Here is an 18826-nt window from a genome sequence, read left to right as displayed (position 1 = left end):
GTCATTGGTCTGGCTGCAGTGCCTGCTGCAACTGCTCCACCGAAAACGGCTTGAGCAGGAAGCGGGCGGCTGGATCCTGCACGCCGGAATTGGCCGGTGCATGGCCGGTAGAAAACACCACTTGCAGGTTCGGATGCTCCCTGGCCGCGAGTTCGGCCAGTTCGGTGCCCGACATGCGCGGCAAGCTGATATCGGTGAGCAAGATTTCCAGGCCCTGCATGGCCAGCAGCGGCAGTGCTTCTTCGGCCGATCCTACCGCCGTCACTTCATGGCCCAGCATGTCCAGCAATTCGCTCGTCATGGCACGCGCGTCCTCGTTGTCTTCCACCAGCAAGATGCTGCGTCCGCCGGTGCGCGCGGCAGCCGGTGGCGATGGTTGCTCCAGTTCCTGCTGCAGGCCGGAAACATGCTGGCGGTTGGCAAGCAGATGGCGGATACGCCGCGCCAAGTCTTCGCGACGGTAGGGTTTGCTCAGCAACTCCACACCCGCATCGAGCCGCCCGCCATGCATGATGGCGTCCTGCGTATAACCGGAGGTAAACAACACGGCCAGTTCGGGCAGCAATTGCCGCGCCTGGCGCGCCAGTTCGGTGCTGGCTACGGGACCGGGCATCACCACGTCGGTAAACAGCAGGTCGACCGGCACACCGCCGGCGACAATGTTCAGCGCGCCCTGGCCGTCGGATGCCTTCAGCACGCTGTAGCCCAGGCCGCGCAGCATGTCGACCACCGTGGTTTGCACGTGCGGATCGTCTTCCACCACCAAAATGGTTTCCGTGCCACCCAGCACTGGCCCTGTCAATTGCAAGGGCAGTTCCGTCACGCCATCGAGCGAGCGCGGCAAGAAAATACGGAAGGTGGTTCCCATGCCCAGCGTGCTTTCGACGCGCAGGTGGCCGCCGCTTTGCTTCAGGAAACCATACGCCATCGACAGTCCCAGGCCCGAGCCTTCGCCTTCTTTCTTGGTGGTAAAGAAGGGTTCGAAAATCTTGTCGATCAGTTCGGGCGCGATACCGCTGCCGGTGTCGCTGATGGCCAGCTGGACATACTGGCCAGCCGCCAGGTCTTCGGTGCCGTCGAGTGCGCAATTGAACAAGGACACCGTCAGCTTGCCGCGGCCATCCATTGCGTCGCGCGCATTGATGGCCAGGTTCAGGATCACGTTTTCCAGCTGGTTCGGGTCGACCAGCGCCTGCCATGCATCGTCGGCAATATGCATCTGCGTGTCGACCGTTTCGCCGACAGCGCGCCGCAGCAGGTCTTCGGTCGAGCGCAGCAGGGCTTTCAAATCGGTGACCAGCGGTTTCAGGGGTTGGCGGCGGGCAAATGCCAGCAGCTGGGCCGACAGCTTGGCGCCGCGTTCGACGGCGGCGCTGGAGCTGGCAATGCGCTTGGCCGCCTGCGGGTCGCTGCCCACCGTGATCTGCAGCAATTGCAGATTGCCCGAGATAATCTGCAGCACATTGTTGAAATCATGCGCCACGCCGCCTGTCAGCTTGCCCAGCGCCTCGAGTTTTTGCGATTGCAGCAGGGCAGAGACGCTGTGGTCGAGCGACTCCTGGGCCGTGCGCAAGGCTTGCGCAGCGGCCTTTTCTTCGCTGACGTCGCGCGCGCTGCAATAGATCTTGCCATTTTCCGGCACTGCCACCCATTGCAGCCAGTGCCAGCCGCCCGCCTTGTCGCGGTAACGGTTTTCAAAGCGCAGCGCGGGCTGGCCCTGCAGCAGCGCCTGCCAGACCGCCGCAGTGGCATCGCGGTCGTCCGGGTGGATCAGGCTCATGAAGGCCATATTGCGCACTTCCTGCTCGGACCAGCCCAAGGTAGCTTCCCAGGCGGGATTGAGATGCTCGAAACGGCCTTCCAGATTCAGCACGCCCAGCAAATCGGGGCTGATGCGCCAGGTCAGGCCAAATTCGCGCGTGCGCTCGGCTACCTGGCGTTCCATGTCTGCATTCAAGGTGCGCAACTGTGCCTGGGCCTGGGCGCACAACAAGCTGGCCCAGATGCGTTCGGCCGCCTGCACGGCCAACGCGATCTCGGCCTCCTGCCAGGCACGCGGCGCGCGGCTGTGCACCACGAACAGGGCGGCCAGCTGTCCGTCCTTGACGATGGGAATATTCAAAAAGGCCCGTATGCCGAGGCGCTCGAAGGTGGCCAGGGCGCCTGGCGAGGCCGTTCGCGGGTCGCGGCAGACATCGTCGACAGCGACCGGGTGGTCCGCTTCAAGCTCGGCAGCCAGACCGGCGGCGTTTTCACCGAGGAAGTACTCGCCGGCCGCGCCCGGCAACAGGCCATCGCTCCAGGCATGCTGCAAGGTGGCATAGTGCAACTGCTGGCCGATGTCGAAACAGGCCACTTGCTGGGCTTGCAATTGCTGGCCCAGCAGCCGCGCCGAGACGGACAGTATGTCGCCGGTGTCTTCCAGTTGGCGCAAGCTGCGGTCCAGCTGCAACAGGAAATCGGGGGCTGGTGCCGGAGTGTGCATGCTATCCATGCTCATGACCCCGCCAGCGGCAGCGTCACGCTGAACAGCGCGCCCTGGCCGGGCTGGCTTTGCAGGGTAATGGCGCCACCGTGGGCGTCGACCAGCTGCTTGGTAATGAACAGTCCCAGGCCCAGGCCGCCCGTGCGGTCCTGGTGCATCACGCGCTCGAAAGCGTCGAAAATGCGCTCCTGGTCCTTGGGGCCGATGCCGATGCCATGGTCGCGCACTTCGATCACGGCGCTGTTGCGGGTTTTTGCCAGGCCGATATCGACCGGCTTGCCTTCGCCATAACGCAGCGCGTTGCTGATCAGGTTGACGACGATCTGTTCCACGCGGAAACCGTCCCAGTAGCCTTCGATGTGTACGTCCTCTTGCACCTGCACCCGCAATTGATCCGGGCAGGGCGCCAGGTCCTCGGCCACGCGCCGCACCAGCGCGACCAGGTCGACCGGCTCGCGCCGTATCGACAGCTTGCCGCTGCTGATGCGCGAGACGTCGAGCATGTCGTCGATCAGGCGCACCATGCTGCGGATCTGGCGGGCGTCGCGCGCCACCATCTTCGGCAGTTTTTCAGGCGCAAAAGCGGCCAGGTTGCCCCGCTCCAGGTTCAGGGTGCGCATCTGGGTTTCCAGGAACAGGGTGTTGAGCGGGGTGCGCAGCTCGTGCGCTACCATGGACATGAACTCGTCGCGCATGCGCAAGGAGCGTTGCAGTTCGGCTTGCGTTGCCCGCAGCTCCTGCAGCAATGCTTCCTGCTGCTGGCGACTGTGTTCCAGCGCCTGCACCTGGCGCCGCGTCTCGGCGCGCTGCTGGTGCAGGGCAACGAAAACATTCACCTTGCTTTGCACGGCATTGATGTCGAGCGGCTTGTGCAAGAAGTCGACGGCGCCGCTTTCATAGCCCTGGAACGAGAAATTCATTTCCTTGCCGGCCGCCGTGACGAACACAATGGGGATATGGCGTGTCTTTTCGGTGCCGCGCATCAGCTGGGCCAGCTCGAAGCCGTCCATTTCCGGCATCTGCACGTCGAGTATGGCCAGCGCGAAATCATGTTCGAGCAGCAAGGCCAATGCTTCTTCGCCCGATGAAGCCTGGTACACGCTGCGGTCGTTTTCGCGTATCAGCGCGTTCAGTGCGCGCAGGTTTTCCGGCAGGTCGTCGACGATCAGCAATTTGGTACGGGTCTGGTTGTCATTCATCATGTCTGTTTCCTGGTATTGCTTCGTCTCGCTGTGCATGCTGGCGCGGCTTGTGCCGCGTCTCTGGTCGCTGGGCGCCGAACTGCGCTCGCTTGCGATACAGTTTTTCCGGTCCCGGCTGTTGCTCGAATTGCGTAGCAAAGGCACTGAAATTGGTGCTTTCCTTGCTGCCCAGCCCCAGGAAACCCCGGTGGCACAGCGATTCATGGAACAGTCCCAGGGCGCGGTCCTGCAGGGTTTTATTAAAATAGATCAGTACATTGCGGCAGCAGATCAATTGCGTTTCCGCAAACACGCTGTCCGTCGCCAGGCTGTGGTCGGCAAAATTGATGCGATCAAGCAGGCGGCTGTCGAAACGCGCCGTCGCATGTTCCACCGTGTAATACTCTTCCAGGCTGCCCAGGCCGCCTGCAGCCATATAGTTGGCGCCGTAGTCGTGCATGTGCATCAAGGGATAAACGCCCAGGCGGGCTTTGTCCAGCACCACCGGATTGATATCGGTGGCGTGGATCAGGCTGCGCTCGAGCAAGCCTTCTTCATGCAAGATGATGGCCAGCGACAGCGCTTCTTCGCCGGTACAGCAGCCGGCCACCCAGATCTTCGGCGACGGATAGGTTTTCAGCACCGGCACCACCTGTTCGCGCAGGGCCAGGAAAAACGCCGGATCGCGGAACATCTCGGTGACGGGGACGGTCAGCATCTGCAGCAGCTGGCCAAAGGCGCCGGCATCATTGAGCACCTTGGCTTGCAGCTCTTCAATGCTGCTGCAGTGCAGGCGGCCCAGCGCGTGGTTCAGGCGGCGGCGCTGCGAGGGCGTGGAATAATCACGGAAATCATAGCTGTAGCGCTGATAGATGGCATCGAGCAACGCTCGCAACTGCGCCTCCGTGTAGTCTATCAGCATCAGATGCGTTCCATCTTCGGCATCCAGACGCGCAGCAGCGAGTACAAGCGGTCCAGGTCGATCGGCTTGGCCAGGTAGTCGGACGCGCCGGCCTGCAGGCATTCTTCCTGGTCGTTTTTCATGGCCTTGGCCGTGATGGCGATGATCGGCAGCTTGTTGTAGCGGCCGTCGGCGCGGATCTGGCGCGTCGCTTCCAGGCCGTCCATGCCTGGCATCATCACATCCATCAGCACCAGGTCGATATCGTCCACGCTATTGAGCTTGCTGATCGCTTCAAAGCCGTTGCGGCCGATCTCCACCACCACGCCTTTTTGCTCCAGCGCATTGGTCAGTGCAAAGATATTGCGCACGTCATCGTCGACCAGCAGGATCTTGCGCCCTTCGAACACGCGCTCGCGGCTGCGGACCTGCTGCAGCATGCCCTGGCGCTCGGTCGACAGTTCCGACTCGACCTTGTGCAGGAATAACGTCACTTCATCGAGCAGGCGCTCGGGCGAACGGGCGCCCTTGATAATGATCGAGCGCGAATACTTCATCAGGTCAGCTTCTTCTTCGCGGCTCAGGTTGCGTCCGGTATATACAATCACTGGCGGGAACGAGCACAGTTCTTCATGCTCCATGCGCTCCAGCAATTCATTACCTTCGATATCAGGCAGCTTCAGATCGATGATCATGCAATCGAAAATCTGTGTTTTCAGTAATTCCAACGCTTCTTCGCCGAGCGCGACGGCGGTGATTTCCACGTCTTCGTCGCTGATCAGGTGCACCACGCTTTCGCGCTGGCGTTCATCGTCCTCGACCAGCAATATACGTTTCATTTTTTGCGTGAACTTCGATTCCAGCTTGACAAACACGTCCTTCAGTTGCTCGCGCGTGCGCGGTTTGGTGGCATAGCCGATGGCGCCCAGCTGCATGGCTGCCTGCACCTGGTCATTGCCCGACACGATATGCACGGGAATATGGCGCGTCCGCGGGTTTTCCTTGAGCTTTTGCAGCACCGACAGTCCCGGGCGGTCCGGCAAGCCCATGTCGAGCAGGATGGCGTCGGGCAGGAACTCCGCCGCCAGGCGCAGCCCTTCCTCGGCGCCGTGGGCCACCAGGCAACGGTAGTGCATTTCATGCGCCAGGTCGAACAGGATGCCGGCAAACGACGGTTCATCCTCGATCACCAGCACCGAGCGCTGGCCTTTGCTTGCGGCCGGCGTGCTTTCGCGGTCATCCTTGAAGGTGGCCACCGGCACCGGTTTTGGCACAGGCAGGGGGGCGATCGTGGCGGAATGCGATTTGATATGGGCCGGCGGCGGTGCTGCTGGCTTTGGCGATGTTTCCGCAGGCGCCATGCGTTCTTTCCATTCCAGCGGCAACACCAGGGTGAAGGTGCTGCCGTGACCAGGCGTACTGGACAATTCAATGGTGCCACCGAGCAAAGTGGCCAGGTCGCGCGAGATCGACAGACCCAGGCCGGTGCCACCATAGCGGCGGCTGGTGGTGCCGTCGGCCTGGTGGAAGGCGTCGAACACTTTCTGCTGCTGCTCGTCGGCGATGCCGATACCACTGTCCTGCACCTGGAAGCGCACATGGCCGGCCGCGTCCGCCGAGACGGTCACGCTGACCGCGCCCGTGTCGGTGAATTTGATAGCATTCGACAGCATGTTTTTCAGAATCTGTTCCAGGCGATGGCGGTCGCTGACAAAAGCCGGCGGCGTGTCAGGCGTCACGGCCAGCGAAAAATCGAGTTTCTTTTGCTGTGCCTGGGCGCCGAACATCATCTTCATGCTGCTCAGCAGTTCGCTGAACGGCACGCTTTCCGGGGTCAGGTCCAGCTTGCCCGCTTCGACCTTGGAAATGTCGAGGATGTCGTTGATCAGGGTCAGCAGGTCATTGCCAGCCGAATAGATGGTTTGCGCGAACGTCACCTGTTCCGGTGTCAGGTTGCCGCCGCTATTGTCGGCCAGCAGCTTGGACAGGATCAGCGAGCTGTTCAATGGCGTGCGCAGCTCGTGCGACATATTGGCCAAAAACTCCGACTTGTAGCGGCTGGCGCGCTGCAGCTCTTCGGCGCGCGCCTCCAGCTGGTCATGGGCATGGCCGATGGCGACGTTTTTCTGGTCCAGCGCCAGGGCCTGCACGGCCAATTGTTCGTTCGACTGCTCCAGCGCCGCTTTCTGCTCTTCCAGGTGCGCCTGTGACTGCTCGAGCACGCGCGACTGCTCACCCAGCTCTTCATTGGCGGTGCGCAGCTCTTCCTGCTGAACTTCCAGCTCTTCATTGAGCTGCTGGGTTTCTTCCAGCACATTCTGCAGGCGCTGGCGATACAGCGACGCTTCCACCGAGGTGCCGACGTTGGCGGCGATCAGCCGCAGCAGTTCCAGTTCGCGCTCGGCCACTGGGCGGGTAAAGCCCAGCTCGATCACGCCATTCACGGCGCCTTCATTATTTACCGGCGTCAGCACAAGTTCCAGCGGCGAACCGTGGCCCAGGCTGGAAGTCACCATCAGATAATCACCGGGTACCTGCTTGATGTGCTTGAGGCGTTTTTCGCGGGCGGTCTCGCCAACCAGGCCTTCGCCTTGCTTGAAGACCTGCTTGCCCTGAATCTGCTGGTCGCTGAAGCCATACATGGCCGTGCGGCGCAGGCTGCCGTCGTCTTCGGTCACGTAGATCGTCGCCACTGCCACATCGAGGCGGTTGGCCAGGAATTCGAGCACTTGCCGCCCCAGTTGAGGCAGGGCCAGCTGGCCGCTGGTGTAGTCGGCCAGTTCGGTCTGGCCCGTGCGCAGCCAGGCCTGTTCCTGCAACACCTCGTTATCCTTGCCGCGCTGTTCCAGCGCCGCGTTGTAGATATCGGACAGGCGCATCAGTTCGCGGCGGCCCAAAAATGCCAGTAAACCCGACAAACCCAGGCTCAGTACCAGGAACACCACCACCGCCATCGTGGTGCGTGCTTCGGCCGAGTCGCCGCGTTCCTGGCGCAGCCGCTGTTCCATGCTCAGGAACGCCAGGAATTCACGGCGTATCTCATCGAACTCCAGCTTGCCTTCGCCCTGGCGCACGCGTGCCAGGTATTCCTGATTGTTGCGGCGCTGGACGATGATCGATTCGGCGTAGTCGGTCCACTGGTTTTGCAGTGCACGGATGCGGCGCAGGCGGTCTTCCTGAATAGGGCTGTCGGACACCAGTTGCAGCAAAGTGGTCATTTCTACCGCGATCTTGGCCTTGCCCGATTTATACGGCGCCAAAAACGTTTCATCGCCCGTCAGCAGATAGCCGCGCATGCCTGTTTCCAGGTCGACCGACAGTTTCATCACTTCGTTCGCATTGCCGATCACCCGTTCGGAATGCTCGACCGAGCGTAGCGCACTGAGCAGATAGGCGATCAGGCCGACGAAGACCAGCGCGGTCAGCACGCCGACCACCAGCGGCAGGGTCACGTTGCGCGCAAGAATGCGCCGGAAACTGAAGGTATCGATCGGGGTCTTGGTATTCATTGGGTCGGTGAAATAATAATCAGGAATAAATCAATTTAATTTTAAAGCAATATTTATGGGCGCAGAGGCGCGGCAGGCGGTAGCATAGCAGGCGCCACGAGCAGCACGATTGCAGGCATGCGTTGCATGATCAAAAAGCCGCACATTTATACCAAGAAATTAATAATATGGGTAGGCAATAAAAAACGGGACCCGATCGGGTCCCGTTCTGGTTTGCTTCAGGTACGTACTAGTTGCGGATTTCCAGCGCGCGGTTCAGGCTCAGTGCCGCCAGCGAGGCGACGGCGCCCGACAGCAGGTAGAAGCTGACGTAGGCCAGGCCGAAGTTGGCCGACAGTCCCAGCGCGACCAGCGGTGCGAAACCGGCACCGACCAGCCATGAAAGGTCTGATGTCAGGGCCGCACCGGTATAGCGGAAGCGGGCAGGGAAGTTGGCCGTCACGGCGCCGGCTGCCTGGCCGTACGACAGGCCCAGCAGGCTGAAGCCGATCAGGATAAAAGCATCCTGGCCGGTATTGCCGCCACCCATCAGGCTGGGAATAAAGGCGCTGAAGATGGCGATCAGCACGGCCAGCGTGCCCAGCGTGGTACGGCGGCCGAAGCGGTCGGCCAGCACTCCCGACAGTACGATACCGATGGCGGCCAGCACGGCGCCCACCATCTGCACCTGCAGGAAGTCCGAGGCGGCGCGGGTCTGGTACACCGACACCCACGACAGCGGGAACACGGTAACCAGGTGAAACAGCGCGTAGCTGGCCAGCGCGGCGAGCGCGCCGATCATTACGTTGCGGCCCTGGCCGCGGCCCATTTCGAACACACTGACGGGCTGCAGCTCGCGCTCGTCGAGCAATTTCGCGTATTCATTGGTCGACACCAGGCGCAGGCGGGCAAACAGCGCAACCACGTTGATGGCAAACGCTACATAAAAAGGATAGCGCCAGCCCCAGTCGAGGAATTCTTCGGTCGGCAGGTTGACCAGCATGAACCAGAACAGGCCGCCGGCGATCAGGAAGCCGACGGGGGCGCCCAGTTGACCCAGCATGGCGTACCAGCCGCGCTTGTTTTCAGGCGCATTCAGTGCCAGCAGCGACGGCAGGCCATCCCAGGAACCGCCCAGGGCCACACCCTGTCCGATGCGCAACACGGCCAGCCACACGATGGCGGCAAAGCCAAGATGCGAATAGGTAGGCAGGAAGGCGATGCCGGCAGTGGACACGCCCAGCAGGAACAGGGCGATGGTCAGCTTGGCGCTGCGCCCGAGCCTGCGCTGGATTTCCATGAAGATCACGGTGCCGATTGGTCGGGCAATGAAGGCAAAGGAGAAAATCAGGAACGAGTACAATGTGCCCTCCAGGCGTTCTTCGAACGGGAAGAACACCTGCGGGAACACCAGTACGGAAGCGATGGCGTAGACAAAAAAGTCAAAGTATTCGGAAGCGCGGCCGATGATCACGCCAACGGCGATCTCACCGGGGTCGATATGGGAATCGACGGTGCCGGCTCCGCGTGCGTCGCGCAGAGAGTGGGGGTTAAAATCAGCGGGTACATCGCCGCTATGTGTGCGCGTGCTGGACATGGTGAGCCTCTTTCATAGTTTCGAGTTCGACAACACGTATAACTTACCCCAGGAGTCTCAAGCCCGGAGTAGGACTATTCAGACAGTAGCTGTAGGACAACTCCTTTAGTGCTGAATGAACGCACGGACCCAGGGGTGGACAAAACGTCCAATTGCCATTGAGCTCCGGCAGGAATAAAGTACCATATCTTCATCCCTTGTACTGGACTTTCCTGTATGTTTTCACTCAAAGTTCGTCACGGACTGGCGCTGTTACCTCTTACCTTATTGGCAGGTTGCAATACGGTGGTACTGAATCCGTCCGGTGATATTGCGGTACAGCAAGGCAATCTGATTGTTATTTCAACTCTGCTGATGCTGCTGATTATCGTTCCGGTAATCGCTCTCACCCTGCTGTTCGCCTGGCGCTACAGAAAAAACAACACCGCGGCCAAATATGAGCCGGACTGGGACCACTCGACGCGTCTTGAGCTGATCATCTGGGGCGCCCCTCTGCTGATCATCATCGTGCTGGGCCTGCTGACCTGGATCAGCACCCACACCCTGGACCCATATCGTCCGCTGAGCCGTATCGACGCAAATCGCCCGATTCCGGAAAGCACCAAGCCGATGATCGTCGAAGTGGTGGCGATGGACTGGAAATGGCTGTTCATCTATCCGGAACAAGGTATTGCCACGGTCAATGAACTGGTCGCTCCGGTTGATCGTCCGATCCGCTTCAAGATTACCGCGCAGTCGGTGATGAACTCGTTCTTTATTCCGGCACTGGCAGGCCAGATCTACGCCATGCCAGGCATGGAAACAAAGCTCAACGCGGTGATCAACAAGGCGGGCGTCTACGACGGTTTCTCGGCCAACTACAGCGGCGCCGGTTTCTCGGGCATGCGCTTCAAGTTCCACGGAGTGAACGATGCAGACTTCGACAAATGGGTCGCGACCACCCGTGCCGGTGGCGGCGCGCTCAATCGCGATGACTACCTGACCCTGGCCCAGCCCAGCGAGCGCGATCCTGTGCGCCGCTACAGCAACGTGCCGGTCGATCTGTACAAAGCCATCCTGAATCGCACCATCATTTCGGACGCACTGTGCGTGACGCCGGTACAGCCATACAAAATGGCAGCGGCAGATAGCACGGCAGCGCCTGTTGCGGCAGTCGTTGCCAGCAATGCAGCGGTTGAAAAGGACGTTCAAGCCAAGTAAGAACTGCATGAATCCCGCCGCGCGTCGTTCAGCGCGGCAGATACTGGCGCCGTTTGCCTGGCGCCCCCCTTTTTTCTCTGAGAGTAACAATGCTAGACCATATTGATCTGACGAAGCTTATATTCGGCCGTCTGACTTGGGATGCAATTCCATTTCACGAACCTATCCTGCTGGCGACCTTTGCAATGGTCGCCGTGGGCGGCATCGCACTCGTTGCGGCGCTGACATATTTCCGCGTCTGGGGTAGCCTGTGGCGCAACTGGATCACCAGTATCGACCATAAAAAAATCGGTATCATGTACATGATCCTCGGCATCATCATGCTGCTGCGCGGCTTTGCCGACGCGCTGATGATGCGGACCCAGCAGGCGATCGCCTTTGGCGACAATGCCGGCTTTTTGCCACCGCACCACTACGACCAGGTCTTCACCGCCCACGGCGTGATCATGATCTTCTTCGTGGCGATGCCGTTCGTGACGGGTCTGATGAACTACGTGGTGCCGCTGCAGATCGGTGCGCGCGACGTGGCTTTCCCGTTCCTCAACAACTTCAGCTTCTGGATGACCACCATGGGCGCCGTGCTCGTGATGGCCTCGCTGTTCGTCGGCGAGTTCGCGCGTACCGGCTGGCTCGCGTATCCGCCGCTGTCGGGCATCCTCGGCAGTCCGGATGTGGGGGTAGACTATTACATCTGGTCCTTGCAGATTGCCGGGGTCGGCACCTTGCTGTCCGGCGTCAACCTGATCGCCACCATCGTCAAGATGCGCGCGCCAGGCATGACCTGGATGCGCATGCCGATCTTCACCTGGACCGCACTGTGCACCAACGTGCTGATCGTTGCTGCCTTCCCTGTGCTGACCGCCGTGCTGGCCATGCTGGGCCTGGACCGTACCGCCGGTTTCAACTTCTTCACCACCGAACTGGGCGGCAACGCCATGATGTACGTCAACCTGATCTGGATCTGGGGTCACCCGGAGGTGTACATCCTGATCTTGCCGATTTTTGGCGTGTTCTCGGAAGTCGTCGCCACGTTCAGCTCGAAGCGCCTGTTCGGCTACGCATCGATGGTATACGCCACCTGCGTGATCATGATCCTGTCCTACCTGGTATGGCTGCACCACTTCTTTACCATGGGTTCGGGCGCCAGCGTCAACTCGTTCTTCGGCATTACGACGATGATCATCTCGATCCCGACCGGCGCGAAGATTTTCAACTGGCTGTTTACCATGTACCGCGGCCGTATCCGCTTCGAAGTACCGATGCTGTGGACGATCGGTTTCATGGTCACCTTTACTATCGGCGGCATGACCGGCGTGCTGCTGGCCGTACCACCAGCCGACTTCGTGCTGCACAACAGCCTTTTCCTGATCGCCCACTTCCATAACGTGATTATCGGTGGCGTGGTGTTCGGTGTGTTCGCTGCGATTAACTACTGGTTCCCGAAAGCCTACGGCTACAAGCTCGACACGTTCTGGGGCAAATGCTCGTTCTGGTTCTGGTTCGTCGGCTTCTACCTGGCTTTCATGCCGCTGTACGTACTGGGCCTGATGGGCGTGACGCGCCGCATGAATCATTTCACCGATCCATCGCTGCAGATCTGGACCATCATCGCCTGGTTCGGCGCCGTCTCGATCGCACTGGGCATTGCCTGCATGGTGATCCAGTTCTATGTCAGCTTCCGCAACCGCGCCGCCTTGCGCGACGTGACCGGCGACCCATGGGGCGGCCGTACGCTGGAATGGTCGACCTCGTCGCCACCGCCAGACTACAACTTTGCGTTCACCCCGCAAGTGCATGAACTCGATGCCTGGACCGACATGAAGAAACACGGTTACGAGCGTCCGACGTCGGGCTTCACGAAGATCCACATGCCGAAGAACACCTGGGCCGGCTTCGTGATCTCGGCATTGGCTGCAGTGGTCGGTTTTGGCATCATCTGGCAAATGTGGCTGTTGGTCGGTGTTGGCTTCCTGGTGATGCTCGCTACCATCATCGTCCATACCTTTAACTACAAGCGTGATTACTATATTTCGGCCGAAGAAGTGGTTCGTACCGAAAGCGCTTACACTAAATTGCTGAGCAGCCATGTCTGAAACCATCGTCCATAACACCGGCGCTCCGGGCGCCGCAGAGCGCAAGAGCTATTTTGTGCGCGAGCACCATCCGGAAAACGGCAGCCTGCTGGGCTTCTGGCTTTACCTGATGAGCGATTGCCTGATCTTCGCCTGCCTGTTCGCCACCTACGCGGTGCTGGGCCGCAACTACGCTGACGGCCCGACCGGCGCGGCGCTGTTCGACCTGCCACTGGTCGCCGTCAACACGGCCATGCTGCTGTTGTCGTCGATCACGTATGGCTTTGCCATGCTGGCCATGCAGCGCAAGCAGCTGGGCAGCACCTTGCTGTGGCTCGGTATTACCGGCGTGTTCGGCGTCGCATTTTTGTCGCTGGAAATGTACGAGTTCGTGCACCTGATCCATGAAGGCGCCGGCCCGCAGCGCAGTGCCTTCCTGAGCTCGTTCTTCGCGCTGGTCGGCACCCACGGCCTGCACGTGCTGTTTGGCGTGATATGGCTCGTGACCCTGATGGTCCAGCTGAAAAAGCATGGCCTGACGCCGGAAAACGGCCGTCGCATGATGTGCCTGTCGCTGTTCTGGCACTTCCTGGACGTGATCTGGATCGGCGTCTTCACCTTTGTCTACCTGATGGGAGTCCTGCCATGAGCGGCCACGATACACACAATGACCACGGCCATGGCCACGACAGCCATTACCATGACGCGCATGACCATGGCAGCCTGAAAAGCTATGCCATCGGTTTTATCCTGTCGGTGATCCTGACGGCCATTCCGTTCTGGCTGGTGATGAACAAAACCATCACCAGCTCCAGCACCATGGGCCTGGTACTGCTGGGCTTTGCGGCGGTGCAGGTGGTGGTGCACATGGTGTACTTCCTGCACATGAACAGCAAATCGGAAGGTGGCTGGAACATGATGGCGCTGATCTTTACCATCATGATCGTCGTCATCGCCATGGCCGGTTCGCTGTGGGTGATGTACCACATGAACCACAACATGATGCCTAGCATGATGCCTGACGCCATGCACATGCAATCGGCTCCATGATGAGCCAACCGCGCCCAGGCAAAACCGGGCGCGCTCCTGGCACGGTATCGCGAGATGCCGTGCCAGGCCCACGCGGCACGGCCATGCGCACTGCGCTGGCCGTGCTTGCGGTGATCGTTTTTGCCGGATTCTGTGCCCTGGGCACCTGGCAAGTCATGCGTCTGCAATGGAAGCTTGACCTGATCGAGCGCGTCGAACAACGCGTACATGCGCCGGCAACGGCCGCACCTGGTCCCGCACGCTGGGCCAGTGTCACGCAGCAAACGGACGAGTACCGCCATGTGCGCCTCTCCGGTACTTATCTCCCCATTTTCAATGCCTTGGTGCAAGCGACCACGGAACTTGGCAGCGGCTTCTGGCTGCTCACCCCCTTGCGCCAGGCCGACGGCACGATCGTGCTGGTCAACCGCGGCTTCGTCAAGGATCGCAAGGGCATTGCCGCCGGCACGCCAGCGGGCCCGGTCACCGTCGAAGGCCTGTTGCGCATGACCGAGCCGCGTGGCGGCTTTTTGCGTGAAAACGACGCGGCCAGGCAGCTCTGGTATTCGCGCGACGTGGCCGCCATTGCGGCCTCCAACATGCTGACCAACGTGGCGCCGTACTTTGTCGACGCTGCAAGGGCGCAGGAAAATGCACCGGACGCCCCGGTCGGCGGCCTGACGGTGGTGTCCTTCCACAACAGCCACCTGGTGTATGCACTGACCTGGTACGCGCTGGCCCTGATGGTGGCCGGCATCAGCTGGTGGATCGTGCGCGAAGAGCGCCGGCGCCGGGCTCCCGTCGCCGCCAACTCTCCTCTCTACCATGCCGGGCAAGATTGAAATAGTCCCCAACCGCGAAGTGCTGGAACGCGGCGCGGTGGCGGCCGAGGTGGAACACCCGGCCGGCCACCAGAACATGAAGCTGCTGATACAGCTGCGCTGGCTGGCCGTGATCGGCCAGATCAGCACCATCTTCGGCGTCGGCGTGGGACTGGGCATTGCGCTGCCGGTGCCCTATATGCTCGAAGTGCTGTCCTGCCTGATCGCCTTCAACCTCGCCAGCCTGCTGCGCTGGCACGAGCGCCAGCCCGTATCGAACACGGCGCTGTTCCTGGCCCTGCTGGTCGACGTTACCGTGCTGACCGCTCAGCTTTATCTGAGCGGCGGCATCAGCAACCCGTTCGCCTTCCTGTATCTGCTGCAGGTGATACTCAGTGCGGTGCTGCTGGAAGTATGGTCGACCTGGATCATGGTGGCCATCACCGGCCTTTGCCTGGCCGGCCTGGCCTTGCTTCCCGGCCCGTTGATCCTGCCGATCGACCCCGAACGCGGTTTTGCCAGCCTGTATGTACAGGGTTTGCTGATCTGCTTTATGCTCAACGCCGCCTTGCTGGTGTTGTTCATCACCCGCATTAACCGAAACCAGCGCGCCGGCGACGCCAAGGTGGCCGATTTGCGCCAGCGCGCGGCCGAGGAAGAACATATTATCCGCATGGGGCTGCTCGCTTCCGGCGCCGCGCATGAACTGGGCACGCCGCTGGCGACCTTGTCGGTAATTCTGGGCGACTGGCGCCGCATGCCGGAGCTGAGCAAGAATCAGGAAATGCTGGAAGAGATCACCGAAATGCAGGCGCAGTTGCAGCGCTGCAAGGGCATAGTCAGTGGCATTCTGTTGTCGGCCGGTGAAGCGCGCGGGGAATCTTCCGTGAAAACCACCATCAATACCTTTCTTGACGACCTGGTTCTTGAGTGGCGCAGCAGCCGTCCCATCCACAATTTCGAGTACGATAACCGCATCGAGCATGACGTGCCGGTGGTCTTCGACTCCACCTTGAAACAAACCATTTGCAATGTGCTCGACAATGCGCTGGAAGCGTCGCCCGACTGGCTGCGCTTCGAGGCCACGCGCGAAGCCGATGCGCTGCATCTGATCGTGCTCGATGCCGGCCCCGGTTTTGAGCCGTCGATGCTGAACCACCTGGGCAAACCCTACCAGTCGACCAAGGGCAAGCCGGGCAGCGGCCTGGGCCTGTTCCTGGTGGTCAATGTGGCGCGTACCCTGGGCGGTACCGTCACGGCGCGCAACCGGGTGCAGGGCGGGGCGGCCGTGCACCTGGCCTTGCCGCTGGCGGCGATCAAACTGGAACGAGAAAGCGATAGCCATGTCAACTGAAGTACAAGCTGCCAACCATGACCGCCTGCTGCTGATCATCGAAGACGACGCCGCTTTTGCGCGCACCCTGGGCCGCTCGTTTGAACGGCGCGGTTACGAGGTGATCCTGGCGACCAATTTCGACGAGGCAAAAGCCCTGCTGGAACAGCATTGCCCCGACTACGCCGTGGTCGACCTGAAATTGAACGGCAATACCTCGGGCCTGGCCTGCGTGCAGATGCTGCACCAGCATGACCCGGAGATGCTGATCGTGGTGCTGACCGGCTACGCCAGCATCGGCACGGCCGTCGAGGCAATCAAGCTCGGTGCCTGCCAGTACCTGGCCAAGCCGTCCAACACCGACGATATCGAGGCGGCCTTCGGCCATGTGGCCGGCAGCTCGGAAATCGAACTGAGCAGCCGCGCCACCAATATCAAGACGCTGGAATGGGAACGCATCCACGAAATGCTGGCCGAGACCGATTTCAATATTTCGGAAACGGCACGGCGGCTGGGCATGCACCGGCGCACCTTGGCCAGGAAGCTGGAGAAGCAGCGGGTGAAGTAAACAAGCAAGCCGGGACATCAGCTTGTGGCCTGCAGCATAAAGCTGGGGGCAGTCACTTCGTGATCGGAATGCGTTCCACTGGTACGCATTCCCCCGCCGGGTCTGCCCCCCGGTTTTAGCCTCGTGCCGAGGTAACGCTAGCTGACCAGCCACGCCATCTTCTGCACCTGTATATGCGGATGACTATCCAGTGTTTCCCACTGCGGAAGGAAAACAAAGCCCTGCTTTTTATAGAAAGCCGCCGCCCGCGTGTTGTCGGGTGACACATCGAGCACCAGCCTTGACTGCCCGGCAGCGATGCAAAGTTGCTTGACAGCATCGACCAGCCCGGCGGCAATCTCCATGCCGCGATACTCGCGCTTCACCCACATCGCCTGTAGGCTGGACTCGCCGTCGCCATTGACCACATGCGCGGCAATCCCGATTGCCTGGCTGCCGGCCCAGGCCAGCAGGAAAGTACGCTGCGGCGTGCTGACCGCGCGCCGTTGCCAGTCTTCGTCCGTGAACGCGGCTGCGCCGGCATGGCTGGCGCCAAACGCGGTCGGTGCATCGAGCAGGGCGGCCAAGCGCGTGGCTTTGATATCCTGCCAGTCGGCAGCTTGCGTAGCGCGTATGACCAGATTCAATTGAACACGATTGCCGTGTTGTGCTCGATGCTGAGCCGGCAAGCTTCATATGCCGCCAGCCAGGCCACCAACTCGCGGTCCAGCCCGTCTTCTGCCTCGATGCGTGCATTGATGCGTTCGGCTTCTTCATCGCCCAGCATATCGCCCAGCAAAAAGATGCCCAGCGCGGGCGCGACTGTCACCAGTTCTTCGCGCAGCTTGTAGGACGAGCCCAGCATGCCGCCCAGCAGTTCGTGCTCGTCGTCGGCAAAGATGACTTCGTCAAACACCAGCGGGAAATAAAACCCTTCGCAATCCGAGTGACAGATCAGATGGCTGTCAAAGGTATCCTGGGCTTCATCGAGCACCGGGTCTTCCGCCGGCTCTTCGCCGTCAGGCAGCGGCATCGCGCGCCACTGGGCGTCAAGCGCGGCGTGGGCATAGGCGCGGCGCAGGTAATGGATGAAACTGTAGGGAAACGAGTCGATCAGCGCGCGCGACTGCAGCTGCGGCAGGGCAACCGGTTCCGCGTGCTGCGGCAGCCCGGCCTGTTTCAGCAGCGCGTTGGCTGTTTCCAGCGAGGCGAGCAGGTCTTGCGCGCCTTCCGGGTCTTCCTGTTGCAGTTCGGCGAGGGCGCCGACGGATATTGCCAAACCCATGGGTGGTTCCTTGATAGTTCGAATGTTGAGAATGGGAGGAGTTTCAGCTGCTCGCTTGCGGCGCGGTGGCGGACGACATCTTCTGGAAAGTTTCGCCCAACACGGTGACGGTCGGTACGCCGGCAACCAGCGTAGCCTCGATTTTCGGCTCGGCTGCAGGCACCATGATGGCGCCATCGGCATAGGTGGCAGCATAGCGGCGTTCGACCAGCTTGTTGGTCAGTGCATTGCGCACCTGGCGTACAGCCACCAGCTGCGTGCCTTCCTGCCTGAACTCCACCCTATTGGGCACGGTGGTGCTTGCCAGTTGCCAGGTGCCGATAAAGTCAGTGACGCCTGCGGCATGCGCTCCCAGCATGCACAGGGCCAAGCCTGCACCCACCATCAGTTTTTTTACAAACATGGTCTTCTCCGTTGCAGTAATCGCGAGATGGATTACCTTGGGCAATATTAGCATTTGCACAGGGAGATTTTGGTGCGAAACTTGCGATTATGTTGCCAGTATCGCTTAAGACTGGTCCCACACCTCGATCATCAGCGTCTGCTCCGGAGAACAGGCAGCTATCCTGTCGTGGTGGATCCTGATACTGCCAGGCAAGGCGATCAGTCCCTCGTCCCTGAAACCGTGCGACACCTTCTCGGTGATTCCGTTGTCCAGTAACGCGAAGATGTCGCCGGCACGCGCCGTAAAACGATTCGGATAGCCGCTGAACGCGTGCTGCTCCGCTTTTCCCTGCTTGCACAGCTCCAATATCCATTCCATGCCGCCGATGCTGGCGTCCCAGGTGGCCAGCGTCGATTCCTTGCTGTGGCCAGCGGCCGCGGCGCGTTGCTCCAGCGTTTGGGTTGTAATGACTATCCACCATCCAAGCATGCGGTTCTCCGTG

Annotated in this window: 16 protein-coding genes; 7 read left to right on the top strand and 9 right to left on the bottom strand. The window is 60.7% G+C overall.

The window, feature by feature from the left end:
* Nucleotide 1: 1 nt before the first annotated feature.
* The 5 genes from ACQ4WM_RS14695 to ACQ4WM_RS14675 all read right to left on the bottom strand — a co-directional run bounded on the left by ACQ4WM_RS14695 (nt 2) and on the right by ACQ4WM_RS14675 (nt 9652).
* Entirely contained in the window at nt 2-2500 is a 2499-nt protein-coding gene (locus ACQ4WM_RS14695) for a response regulator (RefSeq protein ID WP_436547418.1), read from the bottom strand.
* The gene (locus tag ACQ4WM_RS14690; protein WP_436547682.1) at nt 2497-3684 is read right to left on the bottom strand and encodes a hybrid sensor histidine kinase/response regulator; all 1188 of its coding nucleotides are present in this window, start codon (nt 3682-3684) and stop codon (nt 2497-2499) included. The genes ACQ4WM_RS14695 and ACQ4WM_RS14690 overlap by 4 nt, the downstream gene beginning before the upstream one ends.
* Nucleotides 3677-4588 (bottom strand): CheR family methyltransferase, encoded by a 912-nt coding sequence (locus ACQ4WM_RS14685; protein ID WP_436547417.1) that lies wholly within the window; start codon nt 4586-4588, stop codon nt 3677-3679. The genes ACQ4WM_RS14690 and ACQ4WM_RS14685 overlap by 8 nt, the downstream gene beginning before the upstream one ends.
* Nucleotides 4588-8076: a response regulator gene (locus ACQ4WM_RS14680; RefSeq protein WP_436547416.1), complete on the bottom strand. Its 3489-nt coding sequence runs from the start codon at nt 8074-8076 to the stop codon at nt 4588-4590. Before ACQ4WM_RS14680 ends, ACQ4WM_RS14685 begins: the two co-directional genes overlap by 1 nt.
* Nucleotides 8077-8305: 229 nt before the next feature.
* A complete protein-coding gene (locus ACQ4WM_RS14675; protein ID WP_436547415.1) occupies nt 8306-9652 on the bottom strand; it encodes an MFS transporter in 1347 nt (448 codons plus the stop codon).
* Nucleotides 9653-9868: 216 nt separating this feature from the next.
* On the opposite strand from ACQ4WM_RS14675, the gene cyoA reads away from it, so the two are divergent.
* The 7 genes from cyoA to ACQ4WM_RS14640 all read left to right on the top strand — a co-directional run bounded on the left by cyoA (nt 9869) and on the right by ACQ4WM_RS14640 (nt 16675).
* Entirely contained in the window at nt 9869-10852 is a 984-nt protein-coding gene (gene cyoA / locus ACQ4WM_RS14670; RefSeq protein ID WP_436547414.1) for a ubiquinol oxidase subunit II, read from the top strand.
* A gap of 89 nt (nt 10853-10941) precedes the next feature.
* Nucleotides 10942-12945 carry a cytochrome o ubiquinol oxidase subunit I gene (gene cyoB, locus ACQ4WM_RS14665; RefSeq protein ID WP_436547413.1) on the top strand — a complete coding sequence of 668 codons (2004 nt, stop codon included), beginning with the start codon at nt 10942-10944 and terminating at the stop codon, nt 12943-12945.
* Entirely contained in the window at nt 12938-13573 is a 636-nt protein-coding gene (cyoC, locus tag ACQ4WM_RS14660; protein ID WP_436547412.1) for a cytochrome o ubiquinol oxidase subunit III, read from the top strand. The genes cyoB and cyoC overlap by 8 nt, the downstream gene beginning before the upstream one ends.
* Nucleotides 13570-13974 carry a cytochrome o ubiquinol oxidase subunit IV gene (cyoD, locus tag ACQ4WM_RS14655; RefSeq protein ID WP_436547411.1) on the top strand — a complete coding sequence of 135 codons (405 nt, stop codon included), beginning with the start codon at nt 13570-13572 and terminating at the stop codon, nt 13972-13974. The genes cyoC and cyoD overlap by 4 nt, the downstream gene beginning before the upstream one ends.
* Nucleotides 13971-14795, top strand: a complete 825-nt coding sequence (locus ACQ4WM_RS14650) for an SURF1 family protein (RefSeq protein ID WP_436547410.1) — start codon at nt 13971-13973, stop codon at nt 14793-14795. The genes cyoD and ACQ4WM_RS14650 overlap by 4 nt, the downstream gene beginning before the upstream one ends.
* Nucleotides 14779-16128 carry an ATP-binding protein gene (locus ACQ4WM_RS14645; protein WP_436547409.1) on the top strand — a complete coding sequence of 450 codons (1350 nt, stop codon included), beginning with the start codon at nt 14779-14781 and terminating at the stop codon, nt 16126-16128. The genes ACQ4WM_RS14650 and ACQ4WM_RS14645 overlap by 17 nt, the downstream gene beginning before the upstream one ends.
* Nucleotides 16118-16675: a response regulator transcription factor gene (locus ACQ4WM_RS14640; protein ID WP_436547408.1), complete on the top strand. Its 558-nt coding sequence runs from the start codon at nt 16118-16120 to the stop codon at nt 16673-16675. The genes ACQ4WM_RS14645 and ACQ4WM_RS14640 overlap by 11 nt, the downstream gene beginning before the upstream one ends.
* A gap of 137 nt (nt 16676-16812) precedes the next feature.
* Here ACQ4WM_RS14640 and ACQ4WM_RS14635 read toward each other — a convergent pair whose 3' ends face one another.
* The 4 genes from ACQ4WM_RS14635 to ACQ4WM_RS14620 form a co-directional block, all read right to left on the bottom strand.
* Nucleotides 16813-17301 carry a GNAT family N-acetyltransferase gene (locus ACQ4WM_RS14635; RefSeq protein WP_436547407.1) on the bottom strand — a complete coding sequence of 163 codons (489 nt, stop codon included), beginning with the start codon at nt 17299-17301 and terminating at the stop codon, nt 16813-16815.
* Nucleotides 17298-17939 (bottom strand): putative DNA-mimic protein, encoded by a 642-nt coding sequence (locus ACQ4WM_RS14630; RefSeq protein ID WP_436547406.1) that lies wholly within the window; start codon nt 17937-17939, stop codon nt 17298-17300. The genes ACQ4WM_RS14635 and ACQ4WM_RS14630 overlap by 4 nt, the downstream gene beginning before the upstream one ends.
* Before the next feature lie 43 nt (nt 17940-17982).
* Complete coding sequence (locus tag ACQ4WM_RS14625; protein WP_436547405.1) at nt 17983-18342, bottom strand: hypothetical protein; 360 nt, start codon at nt 18340-18342, stop codon at nt 17983-17985.
* 105 nt (nt 18343-18447) lie between these two features.
* On the bottom strand, nt 18448-18813 hold the full coding sequence (locus ACQ4WM_RS14620; RefSeq protein WP_436547404.1) for a hypothetical protein: 366 nt from the start codon (nt 18811-18813) through the stop codon (nt 18448-18450).
* Nucleotides 18814-18826 lie beyond the last annotated feature (13 nt).

It is taken from the genome of Janthinobacterium longum (genome assembly GCF_051380735.1).
Lineage (GTDB): Bacteria > Pseudomonadota > Gammaproteobacteria > Burkholderiales > Burkholderiaceae_D > Janthinobacterium.
Note: the sequence above shows the minus strand (reverse complement) of the source record. Positions and strands in the feature narration are given on the sequence as shown.

Coding starts and splice junctions, on each gene's coding strand:
- cyoC (WP_436547412.1), top strand. CDS start 12,938: ATGTCTGAAACCATCGTCCATAACACCGGCGCTCCGGGCGCCGCAGAG.
- ACQ4WM_RS14675 (WP_436547415.1), bottom strand. CDS start 9,652: ATGTCCAGCACGCGCACACATAGCGGCGATGTACCCGCTGATTTTAAC.
- ACQ4WM_RS14620 (WP_436547404.1), bottom strand. CDS start 18,813: ATGCTTGGATGGTGGATAGTCATTACAACCCAAACGCTGGAGCAACGC.
- ACQ4WM_RS14630 (WP_436547406.1), bottom strand. CDS start 17,939: ATGGGTTTGGCAATATCCGTCGGCGCCCTCGCCGAACTGCAACAGGAA.
- ACQ4WM_RS14690 (WP_436547682.1), bottom strand. CDS start 3,684: ATGAATGACAACCAGACCCGTACCAAATTGCTGATCGTCGACGACCTG.
- ACQ4WM_RS14685 (WP_436547417.1), bottom strand. CDS start 4,588: ATGCTGATAGACTACACGGAGGCGCAGTTGCGAGCGTTGCTCGATGCC.
- ACQ4WM_RS14680 (WP_436547416.1), bottom strand. CDS start 8,076: ATGAATACCAAGACCCCGATCGATACCTTCAGTTTCCGGCGCATTCTT.
- ACQ4WM_RS14695 (WP_436547418.1), bottom strand. CDS start 2,500: ATGAGCATGGATAGCATGCACACTCCGGCACCAGCCCCCGATTTCCTG.
- ACQ4WM_RS14645 (WP_436547409.1), top strand. CDS start 14,779: ATGCCGGGCAAGATTGAAATAGTCCCCAACCGCGAAGTGCTGGAACGC.
- cyoA (WP_436547414.1), top strand. CDS start 9,869: ATGTTTTCACTCAAAGTTCGTCACGGACTGGCGCTGTTACCTCTTACC.
- ACQ4WM_RS14650 (WP_436547410.1), top strand. CDS start 13,971: ATGATGAGCCAACCGCGCCCAGGCAAAACCGGGCGCGCTCCTGGCACG.
- cyoD (WP_436547411.1), top strand. CDS start 13,570: ATGAGCGGCCACGATACACACAATGACCACGGCCATGGCCACGACAGC.
- ACQ4WM_RS14625 (WP_436547405.1), bottom strand. CDS start 18,342: ATGTTTGTAAAAAAACTGATGGTGGGTGCAGGCTTGGCCCTGTGCATG.
- ACQ4WM_RS14640 (WP_436547408.1), top strand. CDS start 16,118: ATGTCAACTGAAGTACAAGCTGCCAACCATGACCGCCTGCTGCTGATC.
- cyoB (WP_436547413.1), top strand. CDS start 10,942: ATGCTAGACCATATTGATCTGACGAAGCTTATATTCGGCCGTCTGACT.